Here is a 20,659-nt window from a genome sequence, read left to right on the forward strand (position 1 = left end):
GACGTGTCCCCCCGTGATCGCGGGGCCACACCTATGCAACTTACTCAGGGCTTACTCGGTTCCCGATTCCGGCCATGAACGAGGCAGGATTGTGACCATGTCCAACACTCCCATGGCGGCGAACCCGCTCACCCGGGCCGTCCTAGAGATCGACGAGTACGCCTCCGGCCTCGGCTGGGACCAGCCCGCTCGTCTCTTCGCCCTCGTCGACACCGCGCGACTGCGCACCCAGGAACCGGCCCTCGCCGCCCAGCTCGGTCTGGAGGACGAGTCCGCGACCACCGGCCTCACCCCGATCGAGCAGGACGAAGTGCCAACGGACAAGGCGCTGGACGAGTTCCTCGGCACCATCGCCTGGCCGGACGCGGTGGTCGGCTGCGCGCTCACGGTGGAGCGGCTGATGCTGCCGCCGTCCGCCGAGTCCCAGGTCCCCGAGGGGCTGAGCGAGGCGAAGCTGGCCAAGTGGGTGGCGAGCCACCCCGAGCGCCAGGAGGTCCGGATGACGGTCGCGGTGCTGCGCGACGGCGGCCGCGACTCGGCGGTACGGCTGCGCGAGAAGGACTCGCCGACGGAGGTGCTCACCGGTCCCGACCTGGTTCCGGGTCTGGCGGACGCGCTGCGGGCGACCTTCGAGGACTGAGCCGGCCGCCGGACGGCAGCCGGGGACGCCCCTCGTCAGGAAGGGCGCCCCCGGCTGCGCGTACGGCTGCGTGTACGGCTTGTGCAGCCCGGCTCAGCCCTTGGCGGTGCACTTGGGCAGGGCGCCGGTGTCGCCGCTGCGGATGTCCTTGAGGGCACCGAGGGCGTCGCCGATGGTCTTCACCTTGACGAGGGTGAGCCCGCTCGGGGTGTCCTTGGCGGCCTCGGCGCAGTTGTCGGCCGGGGTCAGGAAGTACTGGGCGCCCTTGCTGCGCGCGCCGATGGTCTTCATCGAGATGCCGCCGATCGGGCCGACCGTGCCGTCGTCGTCGATCGTGCCGGTGCCGGCGACGAACTTTCCGCCGGTGAGGCTGCCCGGGGTGAGCTTGTCGTAGATCCCGAGCGAGAACATCAGCCCCGCGCTGGGTCCGCCGACGTCGGCGAGCTTGATGTCGACGGAGAACGGGAACGTGTGATCGGTCCCGGCGGAGATCCCGACGATGGCGCGCTTCGCGCCGGTGTCGTCGGAGGTGGTCGTGGTGACCGTGACCTTCTCGGTCTCGGTGGCCGTCTTGTTCGCCTTCTCGGCGGCGGCCTGCGCCTTGACCGGCACGACGGTGAAGACCACGTCCTGGCCGGGCTTGTGCTTGGTCACCAGGGTGGCGACGTCGGCCGGCTGCTTGACCACGGTGCCGTCGACGGCCTTGATCACGTCACCGGCGTGCAGCTTGCCCTCGGCCGGCGAGCCCTTGAGGACCGTGGAGACGATCACCCAGGACTTCACCGGGACGCCCAGCTCCTTGAGCGCGGCGACCTTGGCGCTCTCCTGGGACTCGCTGAATTCCTCGGCGTTCTCCTGGGTGGACTGCTGCTCCGTCTTGCCGTCCGGGTAGAGCGTGTCGTGCGGCACGACCTTGTTGTCGTGCGAGAGCCACCCGTAGACGGCCTCGACGAGGTTCATCTTGTAGTCGGCGCTGGTGACCCGCACCGTGGTCATGTTCAGATGCCCGGAGGTCGCGTAGGTCTTGTGGCCGGAGATCTGCAGCACCGGCTCGCCGTCGTGGTCCCCGAGCGTGTTCACGGTCGGGCCGGGAGACATCTCCGAGTACGGCACGTTGATGAGCACTCCGGCGCACAGGAGCGCGATCAGCATCAGAGTGGAGGCGAGCATCGTCGCGGTGCGGCGTGGCATGCGAAGACAGTACGGGACGGGTCTGTCAGCGCACCGTCAGGGCCACCCGTCACACGCGTCCCGGCCGCCCTCGGCCACGCTCAGCCACTCTCAGCCGCCGGAGCGGGACTTCTCCATGGCCTCGCGGAACCGCGCGTACCCGTCGAGCTCCGGCCCGTCGCTGCGCGCCCTCCTGGTCCGGTTGGCCCAGCTGCCCCACACACCGGCACCGACCGCCGCCACCAGCGGAATCAGCAACCAGACGAGCGCCGCCATGCCGACCTCCCAACCCCATGAGCGTCCGCGACCGACTGATCAGCAGATTAATCACCAGCACTGACAACGCTCACGCGAGGGGTACGGTTACGCAAGCGGAGGCCGGACAGAGCCCTTCAGCAGGCCCCGACCCATTCCTCCGTCCCATCCGAGAACTTCTGGTGCTTCCAGATGGGCACCTCGTGCTTGAGGTCGTCGATCAGCTTTCGACAAGCTTCGAAGGCGTCCCCCCGATGCGGACACGACACACCGACGACCACGGCGAGATCACCCACCCGCAGGTCCCCCACCCGATGCACGGCGGCCAGCGCCCGCACCGGGTACTCGGCGACGACCTTCTCGGCGATCCGCCGCATCTCGTCCTCGGCACTGGGGTGACACGAATACCCGAGCGCGTCCACGTCGGCGCCCCCGTCATGGTTCCGCACCGTCCCGACGAACAGCGCGATCCCACCGGCCGCGTGGTCCCCCACGGCCGCGAAGACCTCGTCCACGGAGAGCGCACTCTCCCGAATCCCGATCAGCTTCACGGGATCGTCGGCACCGCGCTCCCCAGGATGATCACTCACACCAGTCATACCCCCATCGTGCCGCAAGCCCACGACCACACGGAATACGACCAACACCAGGCACACGCGCGTGCGGCTTTGGAGACTTCTACAGCCCTGCCCCGCACACTGCTTTCGACAGCCCTCCGCATCCCCTCCAGCCCGTCCGGCGCTTGAGGACGAAAGCCGGTCCGCACTCCCACCAGCCCGTCCGGCGTTTGAGGACGAGGCCGAAGGCCGAAGCGGGGGTCCGGGGGCGGCAGCCCCCGAACCGGGCGGTCAGAGGGGGCCCACCCCCTGGAAGGACGGGACGGGTAGGGGCGGCGGGGGCGAGAAAACCCACGCCCGCCCTCAGATCCGCCGCCGAGCCTTCCGCGCCCGCCGCACCACAGCCGCCGCCCCCAGCAACGCGACCGTCGCTCCCGCCGCCCCCGCCGCCGTCGCGTCCTTCCGCCCCAGCCGCCGCCCCACCACCGTGTGCCGCCCGGCCACCTCCTCCAGCAACTCGGCCAGCACCTCCTCGTTCGTCCACCCCGGCCGCCACCCGGCGTCGTGCAGCCGGCTCCCGCTCACCACCCACGGATACATCGTGTACGCGAGGTCCCCGGCCGGCGACGGCGTGAGACCGATCCGGTGCAGCCGGGCCGCCGCCCCCAGCGCCACCGCCGACGGCAGCTCCATCCGCCTGGTCCCGCTGAGCTCCTCGACCTCCTCCTGCTCCAGCCACCCGTCGCACCCGACGGCGAGTTCCCCTTCGACCTTCTCCAGGACGGCGTACTCCAGCGCACTGCACAGGTCCTCGACGTGGCAGAACTGCCACGCGGGCCGCGACCCCGCGACGACGAGCAGGCGGGGCGACTCGAAGTACCGGGTCAGAGCGGTGTCGGTGCCCCCGACCAGCACCGCGGGGCGCACGACGGTGACGTTGAGCCCCGGATGCGCGCGGGGCGCCCGGCGCGCGAGCCGCTCGATCTCCAGCAGGTCGCCCACCCCGGTGGCCTCGGCCGTGGCACGCAGCTCCGCGTCCTCCGACAGCGGCAGCTCGTTGTCCGGCAGCGCGCCGTACACCATCGCGGAGGTGCACAGCACCACGCGGTGCACCCCGGCCGCGGCCGCCGCGGTCAGCACGGTCTGCGTCCCGCGCACGTTGTAGGCCGTACGAGCGGCCGGGTCGGTCTCCAGGTCCAGGTCGAGCGCGAGGTGCACCACCACGTCGGCCCCGCGCAGCTTGTCCGCGATGGCCGGATCCCGTACGTCGAGGATGTGCCACTGGGCGTCCGCGCACTCCCCGCGCCGCTCGTCGATGGCGATGACCTGCCTGATCTCCCCGGACGCGGCCAGCCGCTCGGTGAGCAGCGCGCCGACCCCGGTCGCGGCGCCGGTGACGGCGACTACGGGCCCGCGCACTGCGGGAGGGGTTGCGTGGTTTCGCGCTGCGCGAACCTGTGGATCTGGGGAACTCACCGGGCGTCTCCAGCGGTTGTCTTCAGTACGAGCGTGAGTGACGCGTACGTACCAGGTGGCATCCATCCTGCCGCAGGCCGACTGTCGGCGAAGCACCGAGGCCCGATCGGGTCGGGGTGTCTACGCTGGGTGGTGTTGTCGGGCAGCCGCGCCGCCGGAGAGAACCGGTGGCCTTACCAGCCGAGGATTCCCGTGAGTGACACCCCATTCGGTTTCGGCCTTCCGCCGGAGGAGCCGGAAGACGGCGACGAGGGCAAGAAGAGGGACCAGCAGAGCGGTGGTGGGCAGGGACCGGCCAACCCGTTCGGTTTCGGCACACCCGGAGCCGGCGGCTTCGGCGGCCCCGGCGCCGACAATCCGTTCGCTGCCATGTTCGGTTCGCTGAACCCCACCGACCTGGGCGCGGCCTTCCAGCAGCTGGGCCAGATGCTCTCGTACGAGGGCGGCCCGGTGAACTGGGACATGGCCAAGCAGATCGCCCGCCAGACGGTCTCCCAGGGCACCTCGGACGGCGTCAAGGACGCGAGCGTCGGTCCCGCCGAGCGCACCGCGGTCCAGGAGGCCGTCCGGCTGGCCGACCTGTGGCTGGACGACGCGACGTCGCTGCCGTCGGGTTCCGGTTCGGCCGTGGCGTGGTCGCGCGCGGAGTGGGTCGAGGCGACGCTGCCCGCCTGGCAGGAGCTGGTCGACCCGGTCGCCGAGCGGGTCGGCGCCGCGATGGGCGACGTCCTGCCGGAGGAGATGCAGGCCATGGCGGGCCCGCTGATCGGGATGATGCGCTCGATGGGCGGCGCCATGTTCGGCACCCAGATCGGGCAGGCCGTGGGCGTACTCGCGGGCGAGGTCGTCGGTTCGACCGACATCGGCCTGCCGCTCACCCCGGCCGGCAAGGCCGCGCTGCTCCCGGGGAACATCGAGGCGTTCGGCAAGGACCTCGGTGTGCCCAAGGAGGAGGTGCGGCTGTACCTCGCGCTGCGCGAGGCGGCCCACCAGCGCCTGTTCGCGCACGTGCCGTGGCTGCGCTCGCACCTGTTCGGCGCAGTCGACGGGTACGCGCGCGGCATCAAGGTCGACACCGCCAAGCTGGAGGACGTGGTCGGCCAGTTCGACCCGCAGAACCCCGAGCAGCTCCAGGACGCGCTCCAGCAGGGCATGTTCCAGCCGGAGGACACCCCCGAGCAGAAGGCCGCCCTGGCCCGTCTGGAGACGGCTCTGGCCCTCGTCGAGGGCTGGGTCGACGCGGTGGTCCACGCGGCCGCGAAGCCGCGTCTGTCGTCCGCCGACGCGCTGCGCGAGACCCTGCGCCGCCGCCGTGCCACGGGCGGCCCCGCGGAGCAGACCTTCGCCACCCTGATCGGCCTGGAGCTGCGCCCGCGCCGGCTGCGCGACGCCTCCCGCCTGTGGGCCTCGCTCACCGACGCGCGCGGTGTCGACGGCCGGGACGCCCTGTGGGCGCACCCGGACATGCTGCCGACGGCGTCCGACCTGGACGACCCGGACGGCTTCGTGCACCGCGAGCAGCTGGACTTCTCCGAGCTGGACAAGATGCTCGGCGAGGCCGCGCAGAAGCCCGACCTGCGCAAGAAGGACGCCCAGGACGAGGGCGAGCAGGACAAGGGCGACGACACCGAGTGAGCCTGTACGACGACGCGGTCCTCGTTCTCAAGGGGTACGAGGGCCAGGACGAGCTGCGCCAGGCCTACCTCGACCATCTCGCGGCACACCAGGACGGCATGTGGAAGGCCTGTCACGCCGGCCATGTCACGGCGAGTGCGCTGGTCGTCGACCCCGAGGACGGGCGGGTGCTGCTGACCCTGCACAGGAAACTGCGGATGTGGCTGCAGATGGGCGGCCACTGCGAGCCGGGCGACGCCACGCTGGCGGCCGCGGCGCTGCGGGAGGCGACCGAGGAGTCCGGCATCCCCGGACTGACACTGCTGCCGGGCGGCCCGGTGCGCCTGGACCGGCACCCGATCCCGGCGCCCTGCCACTGGCACTTCGACGTCCAGTACGCGGCCCTCGCCCCGCGGGGCGCCGCCCACGCGATCAGCGACGAGTCCCTCGACCTGCGCTGGTTCGCCTACGACGAGGTGCCGGAGGTCGCCGACGACTCGGTCGTCCGGCTGCTGGAGGCGACCCGCGCACGGCTCTGAGCCGAACGCAGGTAAGGGGCGCCGGCCAGTGCGGGCGCCCCTTACCTTTTGCCGGTCAGCTCCAGACGTTGCCCTGGTTCATCCCGCGCGCGCCCTGCTGGCCCATGCCGAACTGGGCGGCGACGCCCTGGCCGATCTGGGCGTGCTGCGGCGGCAGCAGTTCACTCGGCTGGACCAACGCGAAGCCACTTCCCATGAAGCTCAGCTCCCAGCCCTCCCCGGTGCTGCCGCGGCGTCGCCACACACCCGAGGAATGCGTCTGGGCCTGCATCTGGACGCGCAGCCCGGTGGACCAGGCGACGATCGCGTCGGCGTCGCAGTTCACGTACTTGTCGGGCGTGACCTGCATCAGCAGCGGCGCGCCCGAGGTCATCAGGGCGACCTGGCCGCGTCCGGTGATGTTGAGCTGGTACTTCCCGGACCCGGAGATGCCGTACAGGCTGTCGACGGCGACGACCTCGTGGTGCAGCGAGGAGTCCATGGCGAGGACGTAGCTGCTGTCCACGGTCAGGCCGTCCTGCTCGACGTCCAGGACGTGGATGTGCTGGGCGAGGTTGGCGAAGTAGACCGTGCCCTGCCCGTGGCAGCGCATCAGGTCCAGGCCCTCGCCGGTGTACGCACGCGCGCGTGCCTGGCTGTGGCCCTGGTACTCGGCGTCGAACTCGACGAGCCCCTGGTAGGCGACCATCGTGCCCTTGCGGGCGAGGATGTCGTCGTGGCCCTCCAGGACGACCCGCAGCATCTGCTTGTTCTGCAGGCTGTAGCGGTCGGGGGCCTGGGAGTCGTTGAAGGCGAAAAGCGGGCTCTGCATGGTTTCCTGACTCCCCCTCAGCCCCGGAACCGGAGGCGGTCGGTGCTGTCCTCGCTGGGCTGGACGACGACGATGCCCTGGCCGGAGAAGGCCATCTGGTAGGCCTCGCCGCTGCCCCGGCCGATCAGCGACTGCGCCTTGAAGCTGCGCTTGCCCTTCACCTTGAGGTTCGGGGACCAGGCGACCAGGGCGTCCGGGTCGACGTACGTCTCGTCCTCGCCGCCGCCGCAGTCGACGACGATCGGCTTGCCCCGGGAGGTCAGCGCGACCCAGCCCTGCCCGGAGATCTTGGTGTTCCACAGGCCCTGACCGGCGAACTTCGCGAGCCCCTTGACCCGCTCCACGCCCCACGTCAGATGCGCGTCGAAGGCGAGCAGGTTGGTGGCGTTGACGGAGATGCCGTCGCCGTTGAGGTTGATGACGACGACGTTCGCGCCGTAGTCGGCGAGGTAGAGCAGACCGTCGCCGGAGCACTTCATCAGGGGCGCGCCTTCGCCGGTCGCCCAGTCCCGGGCGATCTGGCGCACGGCCGGCGGGTTGGGCTCGTACTGGACGAAGCCCTCGTAGGCGACCATCGAGCCCACGCGCGCGAGAAGGTCGTTCCCGGTCTGCATGGCGACCTTCAGCATGTGGTCGCCATGGTTGTCCATGCGGGCGGTGACGGGTGCGGGGGCGTAGCCCGCGAGCGGCTGGTTCATGACGGGCTCCCTCAGACCTCGTACGGCTGGACGACGATGAAGTTGCCGGGCGCGCCCCGGAACTGCAGGTTGACGCTCTCGCCGGTGTCGCCCGGGTAGGCGTTGCGCCGCATCCGGACCTGGCTGGAGACGATCACCTGCGAGGCTGCCGACCAGGCGACGATCGCGTTGCAGTCGGCGAACGTCGTCGGCGTCACCGGCAGCACCACGGGCGTGCCGTGCGTCTTGACGACGATGGTGCCGGTGCCCTGGAACTGCATCGTGAACAGCGCGCCGCCGGGGATGCCGTGCCCCTCGATCCGGCGGACCTCGTACTGAAGGCTCTCGTCGAAGGCGAGGACGCTCTCGGCGGAGACGCAGATCGCGTCGCCCTGGAGCTCGATCGGGTGCAGGTTGGCGGAGTTCTCGGCGAGGAACACCTGGCCGTGGCCGGTGCAGCGCATCAGCTGCATCTCCTGGCCGGTGGCGTTGCCCACGATCCGGCCGGCGAACCCGGCGCCCTTGTAGCTGAAGTCGACCTTGCCCTGGTAGAGCACCATGCTGCCCTGCCGGGCCAGCACCGGCTGCCCGCCCATCCCGAGGTCGACACGGATGAGCTTGCTGTTCTGCGGCGTCCAGCGCTGCCCGGTGGGCGTCTCCTTGAACTTCTGGAGCGCGGCACCGACACCGGCACCGCCCTGGGGAGCGCCCTGCGGGACCGCGTAGCTCTGCTGCCCGGGGACCTGCCCGAACGGCGGCTGCTGGCCGTAGCCGGGAGGCGGGGTCGGGGCCTGGGGCGGCTGCGGGTATCCGGGCGGCGGGCCCGGGGTCTGCGGGGGCGCCGGGGGCTGACCGTAGCCGGGCGGGGCGGGCGGCTGGCCGTACGGCGTGGGCGCCGGGGACGGGGGCGGCACCATGCCGGGCGCCTGCGGGGTCAACGGGGCGATGACGGTGGGCGCATGGTGCACGTTCGAAGCCGGCGCCGGGCCGGGCGCCGGTGGCGGAGTGAAGCCCTGGGGGGCGGGCGCGGCTGGCGGGGCGGGCGCGGGAGCCGGCGCGGGCGCGGAGGGAGCGCCGAACGCCGGCGGCGCGAAGCCGGGCGCGGACCCGGTCTGCGGCTGCTGCGGTTCCGGCGCGGCGGGCGCCTCCTCCTCCAGCACCTCGCCGCCGAAGTTCTTCAGCAGCGCCTCCAGGCCACCGTCGAAGCCCTGGCCGACGGCTGCGAAGCGCCACACGTCCTTCAGGTAGAAGTCGCCGAGCATGACGGCGCGCTCGGTGGAGAACTCCGAGCCGTTGAAGGAGTACCGGGCCACCTCCTCGCCGCCCGCGACGATCCGGATGTATCCGGGCGCGACCTGCGACATCTGCCCGGCGCCGTCGAGGGTCGCCGTGAACGCCAGCTTCTGGATCTGCGGCGGGATCCGGTCCAGCGTGACCCGGAAGGATTCCGTGTCGCCCGCCTGCGTACCCAGCAGCTGGATGGACTCCTCGGGCGACTTCGGCTGGTTGAAGAAGACGAAGTAGCGGTCGTCCGACAGCCGTTCGTCGGCGTCGAGGCCGAAGCAGCTGATGTCGAAGGTCAGCCCGGGACCGGAGATCTGCACACCTACGTACAGATCGGTACCGGCCGTGAGATCACTGATCCTGGCCTTGTGGCCGCGTTGGAATTCCCTGGCCATGCGTTACGACCGTCCCCCATCCCGAATGCGAGTGCGTCGCGCCAGGCTAACGGCTAACTCGGACATCGGAAGAAGTCGGTACAGACCCGGTACACAACCGCGCTCAACGACCCCGAAGGGAGCGTTGCCAGGGTCTGTCACTCGTCGCGCGCGCCGGGCACGTGGGGCAGCCGGCCGGCCGCGACCACCCCTTCAAGGTAGCCGCGGGCCCGCTCGGTCCGCGGATACGCCTCCAGCAGCCGCCAGAACCCGGGCCCGTGCCCCGGCACCAGCAGATGCGCCAGTTCGTGGCAGAGCACGTAGTCGACGACGTACTCGGGCATCCCCTGGAGCCGGTGCGAGAGCCGGATGCTGCCCTCGGAGGGGGTGCACGAGCCCCAGCGGGTGTTCTGGTTGGTGACCCAGCGCACCGAGACGGGTCGGGCCCGGCCGCCGAAGTACTGGGCCGACAGCCACTCGGCACGCTCGGCCAGCTCGGTGTCGCCCAGCACTCGCTTGCTCTCCTGGGCGGCGAGTTTGTTGAGCATGACGGTCACCCAGCGTTTCTCCTCCGCCTCGGACATCCGGGCGGGGATCAGCACGACGGTGCGGTCGCCCTCGCGGTACGCGGAAACGGTCCGGCGGCGCCGGGCGCTCCTGCGAACCTCGATCGCGCTCGCCCCCAAGCCGCTGGGCGGCTGGCTCGTCGTGCTGCGCTGTGGCTTTCCGGCGCGGTGCAGTGGGTCGGCGGGCACGCCCCGACGTTACCCGCTGCACACGGGGGAAGTCCCGGGTCCGGGACGGTTCGGTGCCGATCCCCCACCATGCGTCTGATTTGTACGACGAATACCCACCGCCTGTGGACAACTTTCGGCGCCCGCCGGGCCGCCCGGGCATGCTGGCAGTCGTCGGCGGAGCGGGACCGGCTCCACCGGCACACGGGGACGTTCTGTGACCTTTCGACGGCTACGGGGGCCTGTCATGCATCCGTTGGTGAAGCCCGCGCTGCGGCGCGGCTGGCGCGACCTCAACACCGTGCAGTTCGGGATGACTCCCGCACACGCGATGACACTGGGGCCGATGGACACCGCGACCGGGAGCTTCCTGGACCTGCTCGACGGCGCCCGCGGGCTCGGGCTGCTACGGGAGGAGGGGCGCCGCATGGACCTGCCGGACGGCCATGTCGACGCGCTGGTGGAGCGGCTGTCCCGGGCCGGGCTCGTCGACGACGCACAGGGCGGCGGGACTGCGGCACAAGCGTTGCGGGAGAAGAAGGAGGTGCTGGAGCGGCTGCGCCCCGATCTCGCCTCGCTCTCCCTGATCACTCCGGAGCCGGGCGGCGCGATCGGCCGGCTGGCGGCCCGCCGGGCACTGCGGGTGCGGGTGCAGGGCGCGGGCCGGGTCGGTGTCACGCTGGCCGCACTGCTCGCGGGCGCGGGCGTCGGCGAGGTCGACGTACGGGACGTGGGCCGGGTCCAGCCGTGGGACGTGGCCCCGGGCGGGCTGCCGGCGGAGGCGGTCGGCGAGCGCCGTACCGAGGCCGCGCGCAGAGTCGTCCGCCGGGCGGCTCCGGACCGCCCGCCCGGCCGCCCGGACCCGGCCGTGGCGGAACCCGGCCTGACACTGGTGATCATCGCCCCGCGGGACGACGTCCTGGTGCACGCCCCGGACGCGCGCGCCGCCGAGCCGCTCATGGCCGCGGGGACGCCGCACCTCTACACGGGTGTCGTGGAGGGCACCGGCGTGGTCGGCCCTCTCGTCCTGCCCGGTGGGACCGGCTGCGCCCGCTGTCTGCACGAGCACCGCACGGACCGGGACCCGGCCTGGCCGCGCCTGGTCGCCCAGTGGCGGTCCGGGCAGGCCCGCCGGGTGGGCGCCTGCGATCAGACGCTGGCGGCGGCCGTGGCGGGGCTGGCCGCCGCGCATGCCCTGGCCTTCCTCGACGGCGAGTCGCCGGCCGTCGCGGGGGCGCGCTGGGAGGCGTCCGTGCCGGTTCTGCACTGGCACGCGCGGCCGGTCTGGCCGCACCCCGCATGCCCGTGCGGAGCTGTCGAGAAAGCCGAGGGGGAACACTCCTCAACCAACGGGGATCCACACGCGACAATGGTGGGGCAACGGCCGTCGGCGGAGCGACAAGAGCACGCGGACGCGGCGCGGCCGACTGGGACTTGGAGGGCGCATGTCTGATCTTCCCCGGAAGGCGGTCACCCGGACCGCCAAGCTCGCCGCGCTCCCGCTCGGCTTCGCAGGCCGGGCGACCTGGGGTCTGGGCAAGCGCATCGTGGGCGAGTCCGCGGAGATCGTCGGCCGGGAGCTCCAGCAGCGCACGGCGGAGCAGTTGTTCAAGGTCCTGGGCGAGTTGAAGGGAGGGGCGATGAAGTTCGGGCAGGCGCTGTCCGTCTTCGAGTCGGCCCTCCCGGAGGAGGTCGCCGGCCCCTACCGGGCGGCCCTCACCAAACTCCAGGACGCCGCGCCGCCGATGCCGACCCGCACCGTGCACGCGGTGCTCACCGAACGCCTCGGGGAGGACTGGCGGGAGCTGTTCCTGGAGTTCGAGGACAAGCCCTCGGCGGCGGCCTCGATCGGGCAGGTGCACCGGGCCGTGTGGCGGGACGGCCGGGCGGTGGCGGTCAAGGTGCAGTACCCGGGTGCCGGCGAGGCCCTGCTCTCCGACCTGGGGCAACTGAGCCGTTTCGCCCGCCTGTTGGGTCCGCTGATCCCGGGTATGGACATCAAGCCGCTGATCGCGGAGCTGCGCGACCGGGTCTCCGAGGAACTGGACTACTCCCTGGAGGCGCGGGCCCAGGCGGCGCACGCGGAGGAGTTCGAGGGCGACCCCGACGTGGTGGTGCCGGGGGTGGTCCACCAGTGCGACCAGGTGCTGGTCACGGAGTGGATCGACGGAATACCGCTCTCCGAGATCATCTCGCAGGGTACCCAGGAACAGCGCGACCGGGCCGGTCAGCTCCTGGCCCGCTTCCTGTTCTCGGGCCCGGCCCGCACCGGCCTGCTGCACGCCGACCCGCACCCCGGCAATTTCCGCCTGCTGCCCGGCGGGCCGGAGGACGAGGAGGAGTGGCGTCTCGGCGTGCTGGACTTCGGCACCGTCGACCGTCTCTCCGGCGGCCTGCCCAGCCCGATCGGCGACTCGCTGCGGATGACGCTGGACGGTGACGCCGAGGCGGTCTACGAGCTGCTGCGCACGGAGGGGTTCGTCAAGGAGTCCATAGAGCTGGACCCCGACGCGGTCCTGGACTATCTGCTGCCGATCATCGAACCGGCCCAGGTCGACGAGTTCACCTTCACCCGCAACTGGATGCGCAGCCAGGCGGCCCGCATCGCCGACCCCCGCAACCCCGCCCACCAGCTGGGCAAGCAGCTCAACCTGCCGCCGGCCTACCTCCTGATACACCGGGTGACCCTCAGCACCATCGGGGTGCTGTGCCAGCTGGGCGCTACGGTGCGGCTGCGGGAGGAACTGGAAGCCTGGCTTCCCGGGTTCGTGCCCGAGGAGCTCGAAGAGGCCGCGGAACTCGAAGAGGCCGAGGAACTGGAGGCCGTGGCAGCGGGGGACGTGGAAGTGGCCGAGGCAGCCGTGGAAGCGCAGTAGCGGGCCGGGCTCACCACCAGGTCGAGTCGAGCCGCCCCTCGATCGCCCGGAGGTTGTCCCTGGAGCAGGCCTCGCAGAAGAACTGGCGGACGCCGTTCTCCACGGAGCAGGTCCAGGTGACGGGCGGGGGGCCGTCGGCGGGGGTGCCGCAGCGGGCGCACGCGAGCGGGTGGGGCTCCGTGGCGGAGCCGCCGTGATCACTGCCTCCGGGAAGACTCGTCACCTGGTGACGATAACTCCGCCGCGGTTGGATCAGCGGGCACAACGCACCGCGGGGGCCGGTCCGTTCGGCCGGACCGGCCCCCGCGGGGAGCTTTCGCCTCCCGGGGTCGGGAGGCCACCGCTTCAGGTGTGCTGGGTTACTGCATCACGGCGATGGCGAGCGCACGGCGGGCACGCATCGAGGCGCGCTCGGCCCGGCGCTGCATCCGGCGAGCGGTCGCCAGGCGCACGGCCCGGCGTTCCCGCTCGGCCTCGTGCAGTCGCTCGTGCATATGCGCACGAGCCAGGGCTTCTGGGATGAGTTGCATCTCTCGGGTCCTGTTCTGACGCGAGCCGGTGTCGGTACCGGCGGTGGTGAAGTCTGGAATCGCGGAGCCTGCGGGCTCGCTGGTGGACGGCTTCATCGGGGCCTGCTTCTTGGGATCGTGCGTGAGGGGGCGGTCGATCGTTCCGAGGATGTTCATGCCGTGACCGGGTTCTTGCGCGGGCGGCCACGCGGCCGCTTCCGGGCGACGACGACGCCCTGGACGAACAGCTCGCCACCCCAGACGCCCCACGGCTCACGCCGCTCCTTGGCCCCCGCGAGGCAGGCCTCGATCAGCGGGCAGGTGCGGCAGAGGGACTTGGCGTACTCGACGTCCGCCGGCGACTCGGCGAAGAAGACCTCCGGGTCGTAGGAGCGGCAGGGGACGGGTACGCCGAGGTTCTCGATGGCGTCGTCGAGCGCGGTGAGCGCAGTGAGCGGGATCAAGGTGGAGTCCTCCGTGAGGCCGGGCGGGGGGATCGTTTCGGAAGGCGGTACGGACGGGGCGTGCGCTTCGAGTTGCACGGCTGTTCTTCCTCGTCTGGTCGTGCCGGTCGGGTTGGACCGGTTGGCGGCTGGTACCGGGTTCTGCTCGTGTCCCGAGGCCCCTTCGCTCCGCTCTCCCTGTTCAGGGAAAACAGAAGGGCCGCGGATCCCGGATGGGGTTCCGCGGCCCTGAAGGCGCCGGCCTGATCGATCAGGCTGGATCACTCCAGGGTTCTGGCCCACGGAAGGCCCACATCAGGTGGTGCTGCGTCGTCTGCTTCCGGCTACCGGCACCGGCTGCCGTAAAGGCATAGGCCTGTGCCTGTGCCAGTACTGCTTCCAGTGCCTTCGTCGGTCGCTCATTGCGCTCACGGACGGGAAGACCCGCGAGAGAAACGGAGGACGCCGGACGCACGGCAGGAATGCCGGACAGACCGGTGCCCAGGTTGGAGACGCCGAGCATGCACACGGAGACGGCCGAGAGATCGGTCATTTTGGCCGCGCTGATGTTGGTCTCGATGCTGATCACTGGACTCGCCTCCTCTCGGCGTCTAGGGGACCGGTGTTGAGCCGATCCGCTCGGGTATGCAAGTACAACACGGAACCGGGCCTTCGAGAAGGCCGCCGCTTCCGTGCCTAGAACCTATGGGGATTGCTGGGGCATGCGCAAACTATTTTTTCGACGAGTTCGCATCAGTCCCCCGCTTCTTCTCCCCCGGGCTCCTGGCCTGCACAGATGGCCAGAACATCGGCACCGTAACGGTTGAGCTTGCGCATGCCGACACCGGGGATGCGGGACAGCTCTCGGTCGTCGTCCGGAGCGCTCTCGGCGATGGCCATCAGCGTCCTGTCGGTGAAGACGCAGAAGGCCGGCTGGCCGCTGAGCCGGGCCTGGTCGGCACGCCATTCACGCAGCCGCTCGTAGAGTCCCTCGTCCATGTCGGACGGGCAGCCGTCGCAGCGCATCAGCTTCATCTCGCCGGCGTCGGTCAGCGTGCGTCCGCAGACCCGGCAGCGGGCGGGGCTGCGCTGGGTGCGCCGGGGCGCGGCCGCGGGGCCGCCGGTGAAGCCGCGTTCGACACCTCCGCCGCCCGCACCGCCACCGCGGCCGACGGTGCCGGTGGAGCCGGGGCGCAGGCCGTCCAGGAAGTGGCTGGGCCTGCGGCCGGCTCTGCCGCCGGGGGTGCGGGAGAGCGACCAGGAGACGTGCAGCCGTTCCCTGGCGCGGGTCACGCCGACGTAGAGGAGACGGCGTTCCTCCTCGATCTGTTCGTCGGTCTTCGCGTAGCTGATCGGCATCATGCCCTCGGCGACACCGACCAGGAAGACCACGTCCCACTCCAGGCCCTTCGCCGAGTGCAGCGAGGCGAGGGTCACGCCCTGGACGGTCGGGGCGTGCTGGGCGCCCGCCCGCTCGTCGAGTTCGGCGACGAAGTCGGCGAGGGTGGCGGCCGGGTGGCCGGCGGCGACGTCCTGGGCGAGGTTGACCAGGGCGGCCAGCGACTCCCAGCGCTCCCGGACCGCACCGGAACCTGCCGGGGGTTCGGTGGTCCAGCCCTCCCCGGAGAGGACGGCGCGCACCTGGGAGGGCAGGTCCACGGTGTCGTCGAGCAGCGCGTCGTTGCCGCCGAAGCGGGCCGCGGCGCGCAGGGCCACGCCCGCCTTGCGCACCTCCGGGCGGTCGAAGAACCGCTCGGCGCCGCGCAGCTGGTAGGGCACCCCGGCGTCGGCGAGGGCCTGCTCGTAGGTCTCGGACTGGGAGTTGGTCCGGAAGAGGATGGCGATCTCGGCGGCCGGGACCCCGGCGTCCACGAGTTCCCGGATGCGGCGGGCGGCGCCCTCGGCCTCGGCGGGCTCGTCGGTGTACTCGGTGTAGACGGGCTCGGGTCCGGCGGGGCGCTGGGAGACCAGCTCCAGGCGGTGGTCGGCGGCCCGGCCGTGGGCCTGGGCCAGCAGGCCGTTGGCGAGGTGGACGACCTGGGGTGTGGAGCGGTAGTCGCGGACCAGTTTGACCACGGTGGCCCCGGGGTGGCGGGTGCGGAAGTCGAGCAGGTGGTCGGGGGTTGCTCCAGTGAACGAGTAGATGGTCTGGCTGGCGTCGCCGACGACGCACAGGCTGTCGCGGTCGCCGAGCCACAGCTCCAGCAGCCGCTGCTGGAGCGGGCTGACGTCCTGGTACTCGTCGACGACGAAGTGCTGGTACTGGGCACGGACCTGGTCGGCGATGTCGTGCCGGTCCTGCAGGATGCCCACGGTCAGCAGCAGCACGTCCTCGAAGTCGATGACCGTGCGGTCGCGCTTGAGGTCCTCGTAGACCGAGTAGAGCTGAGCGATCTCGGCGGGGTCGCGGGGGGCCTCCCGGCCGGCCTTCACGGCTGCAAGGGGGTAGTCGGCGGGGACGGTCTGGGTGACCTTGGACCACTCGATCTCGGCGGTGACGTCCCGCAGCTCGCCCCGGTCGAGTCGGATACGGCAGGCGGCGGCCGCGTCGGCGACGAGCTGGATCTTGCGGTCGACGAGCCGGGGCAGGGAGCCGCCGATCGCTTTCGGCCAGAAGAACTGGAGCTGGCGCAGCGCGGCCGAGTGGAAGGTGCGGGCCTGCACCCCCTGGGCACCGAGCTGGCGGAGCCGGCCGCGCATCTCCCCGGCGGCGCGGTTGGTGAAGGTGACGGCGAGCACGCTGGACGGCTGGAGGATGCCGGCCCGCACCCCGTAGGCGATCCGGTGGGTGATCGCCCGGGTCTTGCCGGTACCGGCCCCGGCCAGCACGCACACCGGACCGTGCAGGGCGGTCGCCACCGCACGCTGCTCCGGGTCGAGCCCTTCGAGCACCGCGTCGGCAGAGTCCGGTACCGGCGGGAAGAGGGAGGAATGCGTTGCTGCTGTCACATGGCCATGCTGCCAGGTCGCCGGAGACGACTGTGCCGGTTGTCCACAGGCGACCCCGCGCAGTCGTACTAATGCGGCAGCCCACGCGAGGGGCAATGCGGGGGGGCAATGCGGGGGCCACTGCGGCAGGCCCAGGCGGCAGGTGTCCTCCGGCCCGTGCGGCGGGAATGGCCGGCGGGTCGCGTACGTTTCGAGTCTGGACGACCTTTCCCCGACCTGCCGAAGGAGTGCGAGCGAGATGCAGGGCACTGTGACGATGTACAGCACCACGTGGTGCGGCTACTGCCGCCGGCTGAAGAGCCAGCTGGACCGCGAGGGCATCGCGTACACCGAGATCAACATCGAGCAGGACCCCGACTCGACCGCGTTCGTGGAGAAGGCGAACGGCGGGAACCAGACGGTCCCGACCGTGCAGGTGGTTTCCTCCAACGGTGGTGCCGAGGTCGTCATGACGAACCCGAGCCTCGCCCAGGTGAAGCAGGCGCTCGGCGTCTGATTCCCGCGACGTGCGACCGCGACCCCCGACCACTCCGGTGACTGATCGGGGGTCGTTGTGTGCCCGGCTCAGGGCTGTTCCGGCTGTTCCGGGCAGCACGGCAGGGCAGTCCCCGATCCTGTTTCAGGGAGCGCCCTCGCGCGTTCCGCCCGGCTTGTCCCACACCACCGTGTAGCGCCACAGCAGCCGGCGCCGGTACCGGCGGCCGGGGAGCAGGTGTGCGGTGGCCTGCCGGACCTCTCCCCAGTTCATGATCGGGTCCTCGACGGGCATGTCGGACGGGGCCCGCTTGCCGCCGCGCAGGCGCGCGTTCAGCCGGCTCGCGGGGACTCCGCAGCCGCTGATCGTCCAGTCCAGGAGGGTGCGGTTGTACGCCAGGCCGACGACGACCAGCCGGCCGCCGGGCGCGAGCAGCCCCACCAGCCGGTCGATGGCGTCGTCGAAGGGGGCGTGGTGGATGACGGCGACCGCGCTGACGAAGTCGTAGCCCTCCTCGTCCAGGGCGGCCCCGTCGAGGTAGTCGCCCTCGACGAAGGTGACGTTCCCGGCGTCCCGCTTCTGCGCCAGTCTGATCATCTCCGCCGACCGGTCCACGCCGGTCACCGACTCCGCTCTGGTCGCGAGCTTGGCGGCGAGCAGGCCGTCGCCGCAGCCGACGTCCAGGGCGGCGCGGCAGCCGTCCGGCACCGCGTCCAGGACCACGGGGTGGTAGTGGACGTTGTGGTTCCAGTACTCCTCTGCGGTCATGACGGCCGTCTCAGACGAAGCTCCTCGTGGGCAGCGGCTTGCCGTACCACATCTCGATCAGGCGGGCCGCGATCGAGATCCCGTACGGCGGCAGGACGTCGCCGGAGTCGAAGGCCGCGCGGAGTTCGTCGCGGGAGAACCAGCGGGCCTCGTGGATCTCGTCGCCGTCGACGGTCACCTCGGTCGTGGTGGCGCGGGCCATGAAGCCGAGCATCAGACTGGACGGGAACGGCCAGGGCTGGCTGGCGACGTACTCGACCGGGCCGACGGTGATCCCGGCCTCCTCGAAGACCTCGCGGCGCACCGCCTGCTCGATGGACTCGCCGGGCTCCACGAAGCCGGCGAGCGTGGAGAAGCGGCCCTCGGGCCAGTGGACCTGGCGGCCCAGCAGGATGCGGTCGTCCTCGTCGGTGACGGCCATGATCACGGCGGGGTCGGTGCGCGGGTAGTGCTCGGCGCCGCAGGCGGGGCAGCGGCGGATGTGGCCGGCGGCGGCGATCACCGTGCGCTCGCCGCAGCGCGAGCAGAAGCGGTGGGTGCGCTGCCAGTTCTCCAGGCCGACCGCGTGCACCATCAGGCCGGTGTCCCGGGGGGACAGCAGCAGTCCGGCCTCGCGCAGGCCGGCCGGGCGCGCGGACTGGTCGATGCGGCCGGGCAGGGCGTCCTTCTGGAGGGCGAAGTAGCTGACGCCGTCCTCGTCGGTGCCCAGGAAGTAGCGGTGCGCCTCGGTGAGGGGGGCCTCGAAGGAGGGCGTCATGACGAGTTCGGTGCGGCCGTCGGGCGTCTCGTCGATGAGGACCTGGCCGCCGGAGACCACGAAACAGCGGGTGTCGGGGTGGCTCCACGCCGCCGCGAGCCAGGCTTCGTCGAGCCGGTGGTGGGCGGCGCGGTCGATGCCGCTCGGGGCGGTGAGCGAGATGGGTCGGTCGGCTGTGTGGTCGGTCCAGGTGGTCACGGGTGCTTCCAACTCCCCCAGTGCAACGGATGTTTCAGCGGGCGGTTCAGCGGGACGAAGGGCGGGAGGAGAACGGGTGGGGCGGGGCCGGCGGGGCGGCCCTTCCAGTGTGCCCCGCCCGCGGTGCCGCTCCGGACGGCGTAGGCGGCTCAGGGGGCATGGCGCCAGTTCTCGGCGAGGTCGCCCCACAGGTAGGCGCTGGTCTCGACGCCCTTGAGGAGGAGGTCCAGCTCGACCTTCTCGTTCGGGGCGTGCCAGCCGTCGGAGGGGACGGAGATGCCCAGGAAGAGAACGGGTGCGCCGAGGACGTCCTGGAGGTCCGCGGCGGGTCCCGAGCCACCCGATCGGGTGAACCGGATCGGTTGCCCGAAGGCCCGGCCCATGGCGCGGGCGAGCGACTGCAGGCCGGGATGGTCGAGCGGGGTCAGGCACGGGCGCGTGGCCGGCAGGAAGGCGATGTCGGCGCGGATCCCGGCGGGGATCCGCTCGGTGACCCAGGCCCGGACGATCTTCTCGATGTGCTCGGGCTCCTGCCCGGCGACCAGCCTGAACGACAGCTTCAGCAGGGCCGAGGACGGGATGATCGTCTTGCTGCCGAGGCCCTGGTAGCCGCCGCCGATGCCGTTGACCTCGGCGGTGGGACGGGCCCAGACCCGCTCCAGGGTGGTGTGCCCGGCCTCGCCCTCGGTGGCGTACGAGTGCGCTTCGCGCAGCCAGCTCTCCTCGTCGAACGGCAGCTCGGCCCAGAGCTGCCGTTCACGGTCGCTGAGCTCGACGATGCCGTCGTAGAAGCCGGGGATCGCCACGCGCGCGTGCTCGTCGTGCAGGGCGGCGACCAGGCGGGCCGCGACGGTGGCGGGGTTGGGGACGGCGCCGCCGAAGGCACCGGAGTGGATGTCCTGGTCGGGGCCGTGCAGGACGACCTGGCACTCGGCGAGCCCGCGCATACCCGTGCACACGGTGGGGGTGTCCTCGGACCACATACCGGTGTCGGAGACGATCACGGCGTCGGCGGCGAGCCGCTCGGCGTGCTGCTCGACCAGGGCCCGGAAGTGCGGCGAGCCGGACTCCTCCTCGCCCTCGATGAGCAGCTTGAGGTTGACGGCGGGTGCGGTGCGGCCGGTGGCGGCGAGGTGGGCGCGGACTCCGAGTGTGTGGAAGAACACCTGGCCCTTGTCGTCGGCCGCCCCGCGCGCGTGGAGCCGGCCGTCCCGGACGACCGGTTCGAAGGGGTCGCTGTCCCAGCCGTCCTCGCGGGCGGCGGGCTGGACGTCGTGATGGCCGTAGACCAGGACCGTGGGCGCGTCCGGGTCCCCGGCGGGCCACTCGGCGAAGACGGCCGGGGCGCCCGGTGTCTCCCAGACCTCGGCGGTCGGGAAGCCGGTCTCCGTCAGTCTGGCGGCGAGCCAGTCGGCGCTGCGGCGTACATCGGGGGCGTGGTCGGGCTGGGCCGACACGGAGGGGATGCGCAGCCATTCGGCGAGGTCGGCGAGGAAGGCGGCGCGGTGCTGCTCGATGTACGTACGGACAGCGCTGTCCGGGGTCTGGCTCAT

22 protein-coding genes are annotated in these 20,659 nt (G+C 71.7%); 6 read left to right on the forward strand and 16 right to left on the reverse strand.

Annotation, left to right across the window (positions count from 1 at the left end):
• Positions 1 to 97 precede the first annotated feature (97 nt).
• Entirely contained in the window at positions 98 to 640 is a 543-nt protein-coding gene (locus ACIQVL_RS35495) for a PPA1309 family protein (RefSeq protein WP_403439095.1), read from the forward strand.
• Positions 641 to 733: 93 nt separating this feature from the next.
• Here ACIQVL_RS35495 and ACIQVL_RS35500 read toward each other — a convergent pair whose 3' ends face one another.
• The 4 genes from ACIQVL_RS35500 to ACIQVL_RS35515 form a co-directional block, all read right to left on the reverse strand.
• Positions 734 to 1,831: a PDZ domain-containing protein gene (locus ACIQVL_RS35500; RefSeq protein ID WP_403477372.1), complete on the reverse strand. Its 1,098-nt coding sequence runs from the start codon at positions 1,829 to 1,831 to the stop codon at positions 734 to 736.
• A 90-nt stretch (positions 1,832 to 1,921) separates the two neighbouring features.
• Entirely contained in the window at positions 1,922 to 2,086 is a 165-nt protein-coding gene (locus tag ACIQVL_RS35505) for a hypothetical protein (RefSeq protein WP_177232951.1), read from the reverse strand.
• A 116-nt stretch (positions 2,087 to 2,202) separates the two neighbouring features.
• The gene (locus ACIQVL_RS35510; RefSeq protein ID WP_403477373.1) at positions 2,203 to 2,664 is read right to left on the reverse strand and encodes a molybdenum cofactor biosynthesis protein MoaE; all 462 of its coding nucleotides are present in this window, start codon (positions 2,662 to 2,664) and stop codon (positions 2,203 to 2,205) included.
• Positions 2,665 to 2,985: 321 nt separating this feature from the next.
• Complete coding sequence (locus ACIQVL_RS35515) at positions 2,986 to 4,098, reverse strand: SDR family oxidoreductase (RefSeq protein ID WP_403477374.1); 1,113 nt, start codon at positions 4,096 to 4,098, stop codon at positions 2,986 to 2,988.
• 192 nt (positions 4,099 to 4,290) lie between these two features.
• On the opposite strand from ACIQVL_RS35515, the gene ACIQVL_RS35520 reads away from it, so the two are divergent.
• Both ACIQVL_RS35520 and ACIQVL_RS35525 read left to right on the forward strand, forming a co-directional pair.
• The gene (locus ACIQVL_RS35520) at positions 4,291 to 5,733 is read left to right on the forward strand and encodes a zinc-dependent metalloprotease (protein ID WP_403439100.1); all 1,443 of its coding nucleotides are present in this window, start codon (positions 4,291 to 4,293) and stop codon (positions 5,731 to 5,733) included.
• The gene (locus ACIQVL_RS35525; protein ID WP_403477375.1) at positions 5,730 to 6,251 is read left to right on the forward strand and encodes an NUDIX hydrolase; all 522 of its coding nucleotides are present in this window, start codon (positions 5,730 to 5,732) and stop codon (positions 6,249 to 6,251) included. Before ACIQVL_RS35520 ends, ACIQVL_RS35525 begins: the two co-directional genes overlap by 4 nt.
• A 55-nt stretch (positions 6,252 to 6,306) precedes the next feature.
• Here ACIQVL_RS35525 and ACIQVL_RS35530 read toward each other — a convergent pair whose 3' ends face one another.
• From ACIQVL_RS35530 to ACIQVL_RS35545, 4 genes are all read right to left on the reverse strand, one after another.
• Entirely contained in the window at positions 6,307 to 7,062 is a 756-nt protein-coding gene (locus ACIQVL_RS35530) for an AIM24 family protein (protein ID WP_403439103.1), read from the reverse strand.
• A 17-nt stretch (positions 7,063 to 7,079) separates the two neighbouring features.
• Positions 7,080 to 7,760, reverse strand: coding sequence for an AIM24 family protein (locus ACIQVL_RS35535; protein WP_350784597.1), 681 nt, complete (start codon positions 7,758 to 7,760; stop codon positions 7,080 to 7,082).
• 11 nt (positions 7,761 to 7,771) lie between these two features.
• Positions 7,772 to 9,418 carry a TerD family protein gene (locus ACIQVL_RS35540; RefSeq protein WP_403477376.1) on the reverse strand — a complete coding sequence of 549 codons (1,647 nt, stop codon included), beginning with the start codon at positions 9,416 to 9,418 and terminating at the stop codon, positions 7,772 to 7,774.
• Positions 9,419 to 9,555: 137 nt separating this feature from the next.
• Complete coding sequence (locus tag ACIQVL_RS35545; protein WP_403439107.1) at positions 9,556 to 10,152, reverse strand: M48 family metallopeptidase; 597 nt, start codon at positions 10,150 to 10,152, stop codon at positions 9,556 to 9,558.
• 226 nt (positions 10,153 to 10,378) lie between these two features.
• On the opposite strand from ACIQVL_RS35545, the gene ACIQVL_RS35550 reads away from it, so the two are divergent.
• Positions 10,379 to 11,584: a TOMM precursor leader peptide-binding protein gene (locus ACIQVL_RS35550; RefSeq protein ID WP_403439109.1), complete on the forward strand. Its 1,206-nt coding sequence runs from the start codon at positions 10,379 to 10,381 to the stop codon at positions 11,582 to 11,584.
• Positions 11,577 to 13,007 (forward strand): ABC1 kinase family protein, encoded by a 1,431-nt coding sequence (locus ACIQVL_RS35555; protein WP_403477377.1) that lies wholly within the window; start codon positions 11,577 to 11,579, stop codon positions 13,005 to 13,007. Before ACIQVL_RS35550 ends, ACIQVL_RS35555 begins: the two co-directional genes overlap by 8 nt.
• Positions 13,008 to 13,017: 10 nt before the next feature.
• On the opposite strand, the gene ACIQVL_RS35560 is transcribed toward ACIQVL_RS35555, so the two are convergent.
• The 5 genes from ACIQVL_RS35560 to ACIQVL_RS35580 all read right to left on the reverse strand — a co-directional run bounded on the left by ACIQVL_RS35560 (position 13,018) and on the right by ACIQVL_RS35580 (position 16,908).
• On the reverse strand, positions 13,018 to 13,230 hold the full coding sequence (locus tag ACIQVL_RS35560; RefSeq protein ID WP_403439113.1) for a hypothetical protein: 213 nt from the start codon (positions 13,228 to 13,230) through the stop codon (positions 13,018 to 13,020).
• Between the two features lie 136 nt (positions 13,231 to 13,366).
• Positions 13,367 to 13,693, reverse strand: coding sequence for a hypothetical protein (locus ACIQVL_RS35565; protein ID WP_393809782.1), 327 nt, complete (start codon positions 13,691 to 13,693; stop codon positions 13,367 to 13,369).
• The gene (locus tag ACIQVL_RS35570; protein WP_010984500.1) at positions 13,690 to 14,058 is read right to left on the reverse strand and encodes a WhiB family transcriptional regulator; all 369 of its coding nucleotides are present in this window, start codon (positions 14,056 to 14,058) and stop codon (positions 13,690 to 13,692) included. Before ACIQVL_RS35570 ends, ACIQVL_RS35565 begins: the two co-directional genes overlap by 4 nt.
• Positions 14,059 to 14,230: 172 nt before the next feature.
• Complete coding sequence (locus ACIQVL_RS35575) at positions 14,231 to 14,548, reverse strand: hypothetical protein (protein WP_403439115.1); 318 nt, start codon at positions 14,546 to 14,548, stop codon at positions 14,231 to 14,233.
• 164 nt (positions 14,549 to 14,712) lie between these two features.
• Positions 14,713 to 16,908, reverse strand: coding sequence for an ATP-dependent DNA helicase UvrD2 (locus tag ACIQVL_RS35580; protein ID WP_403439117.1), 2,196 nt, complete (start codon positions 16,906 to 16,908; stop codon positions 14,713 to 14,715).
• A gap of 238 nt (positions 16,909 to 17,146) precedes the next feature.
• Between ACIQVL_RS35580 and ACIQVL_RS35585 the strand changes: the two genes are divergently transcribed.
• The gene (locus ACIQVL_RS35585) at positions 17,147 to 17,404 is read left to right on the forward strand and encodes a mycoredoxin (RefSeq protein WP_403477378.1); all 258 of its coding nucleotides are present in this window, start codon (positions 17,147 to 17,149) and stop codon (positions 17,402 to 17,404) included.
• Positions 17,405 to 17,527: 123 nt separating this feature from the next.
• Here the strand turns inward: ACIQVL_RS35585 and ACIQVL_RS35590 are convergent, their stop codons facing one another.
• From ACIQVL_RS35590 to ACIQVL_RS35600, 3 genes are all read right to left on the reverse strand, one after another.
• Complete coding sequence (locus tag ACIQVL_RS35590) at positions 17,528 to 18,151, reverse strand: class I SAM-dependent methyltransferase (protein WP_403439120.1); 624 nt, start codon at positions 18,149 to 18,151, stop codon at positions 17,528 to 17,530.
• Between the two features lie 10 nt (positions 18,152 to 18,161).
• Complete coding sequence (gene nudC, locus ACIQVL_RS35595) at positions 18,162 to 19,106, reverse strand: NAD(+) diphosphatase (RefSeq protein ID WP_393809786.1); 945 nt, start codon at positions 19,104 to 19,106, stop codon at positions 18,162 to 18,164.
• 149 nt (positions 19,107 to 19,255) lie between these two features.
• Complete coding sequence (locus tag ACIQVL_RS35600) at positions 19,256 to 20,659, reverse strand: dipeptidase (RefSeq protein WP_403477379.1); 1,404 nt, start codon at positions 20,657 to 20,659, stop codon at positions 19,256 to 19,258.

The organism is Streptomyces sp. NPDC090499 (genome assembly GCF_044769305.1).
Classification (GTDB): Bacteria; Actinomycetota; Actinomycetes; order Streptomycetales; family Streptomycetaceae; genus Streptomyces.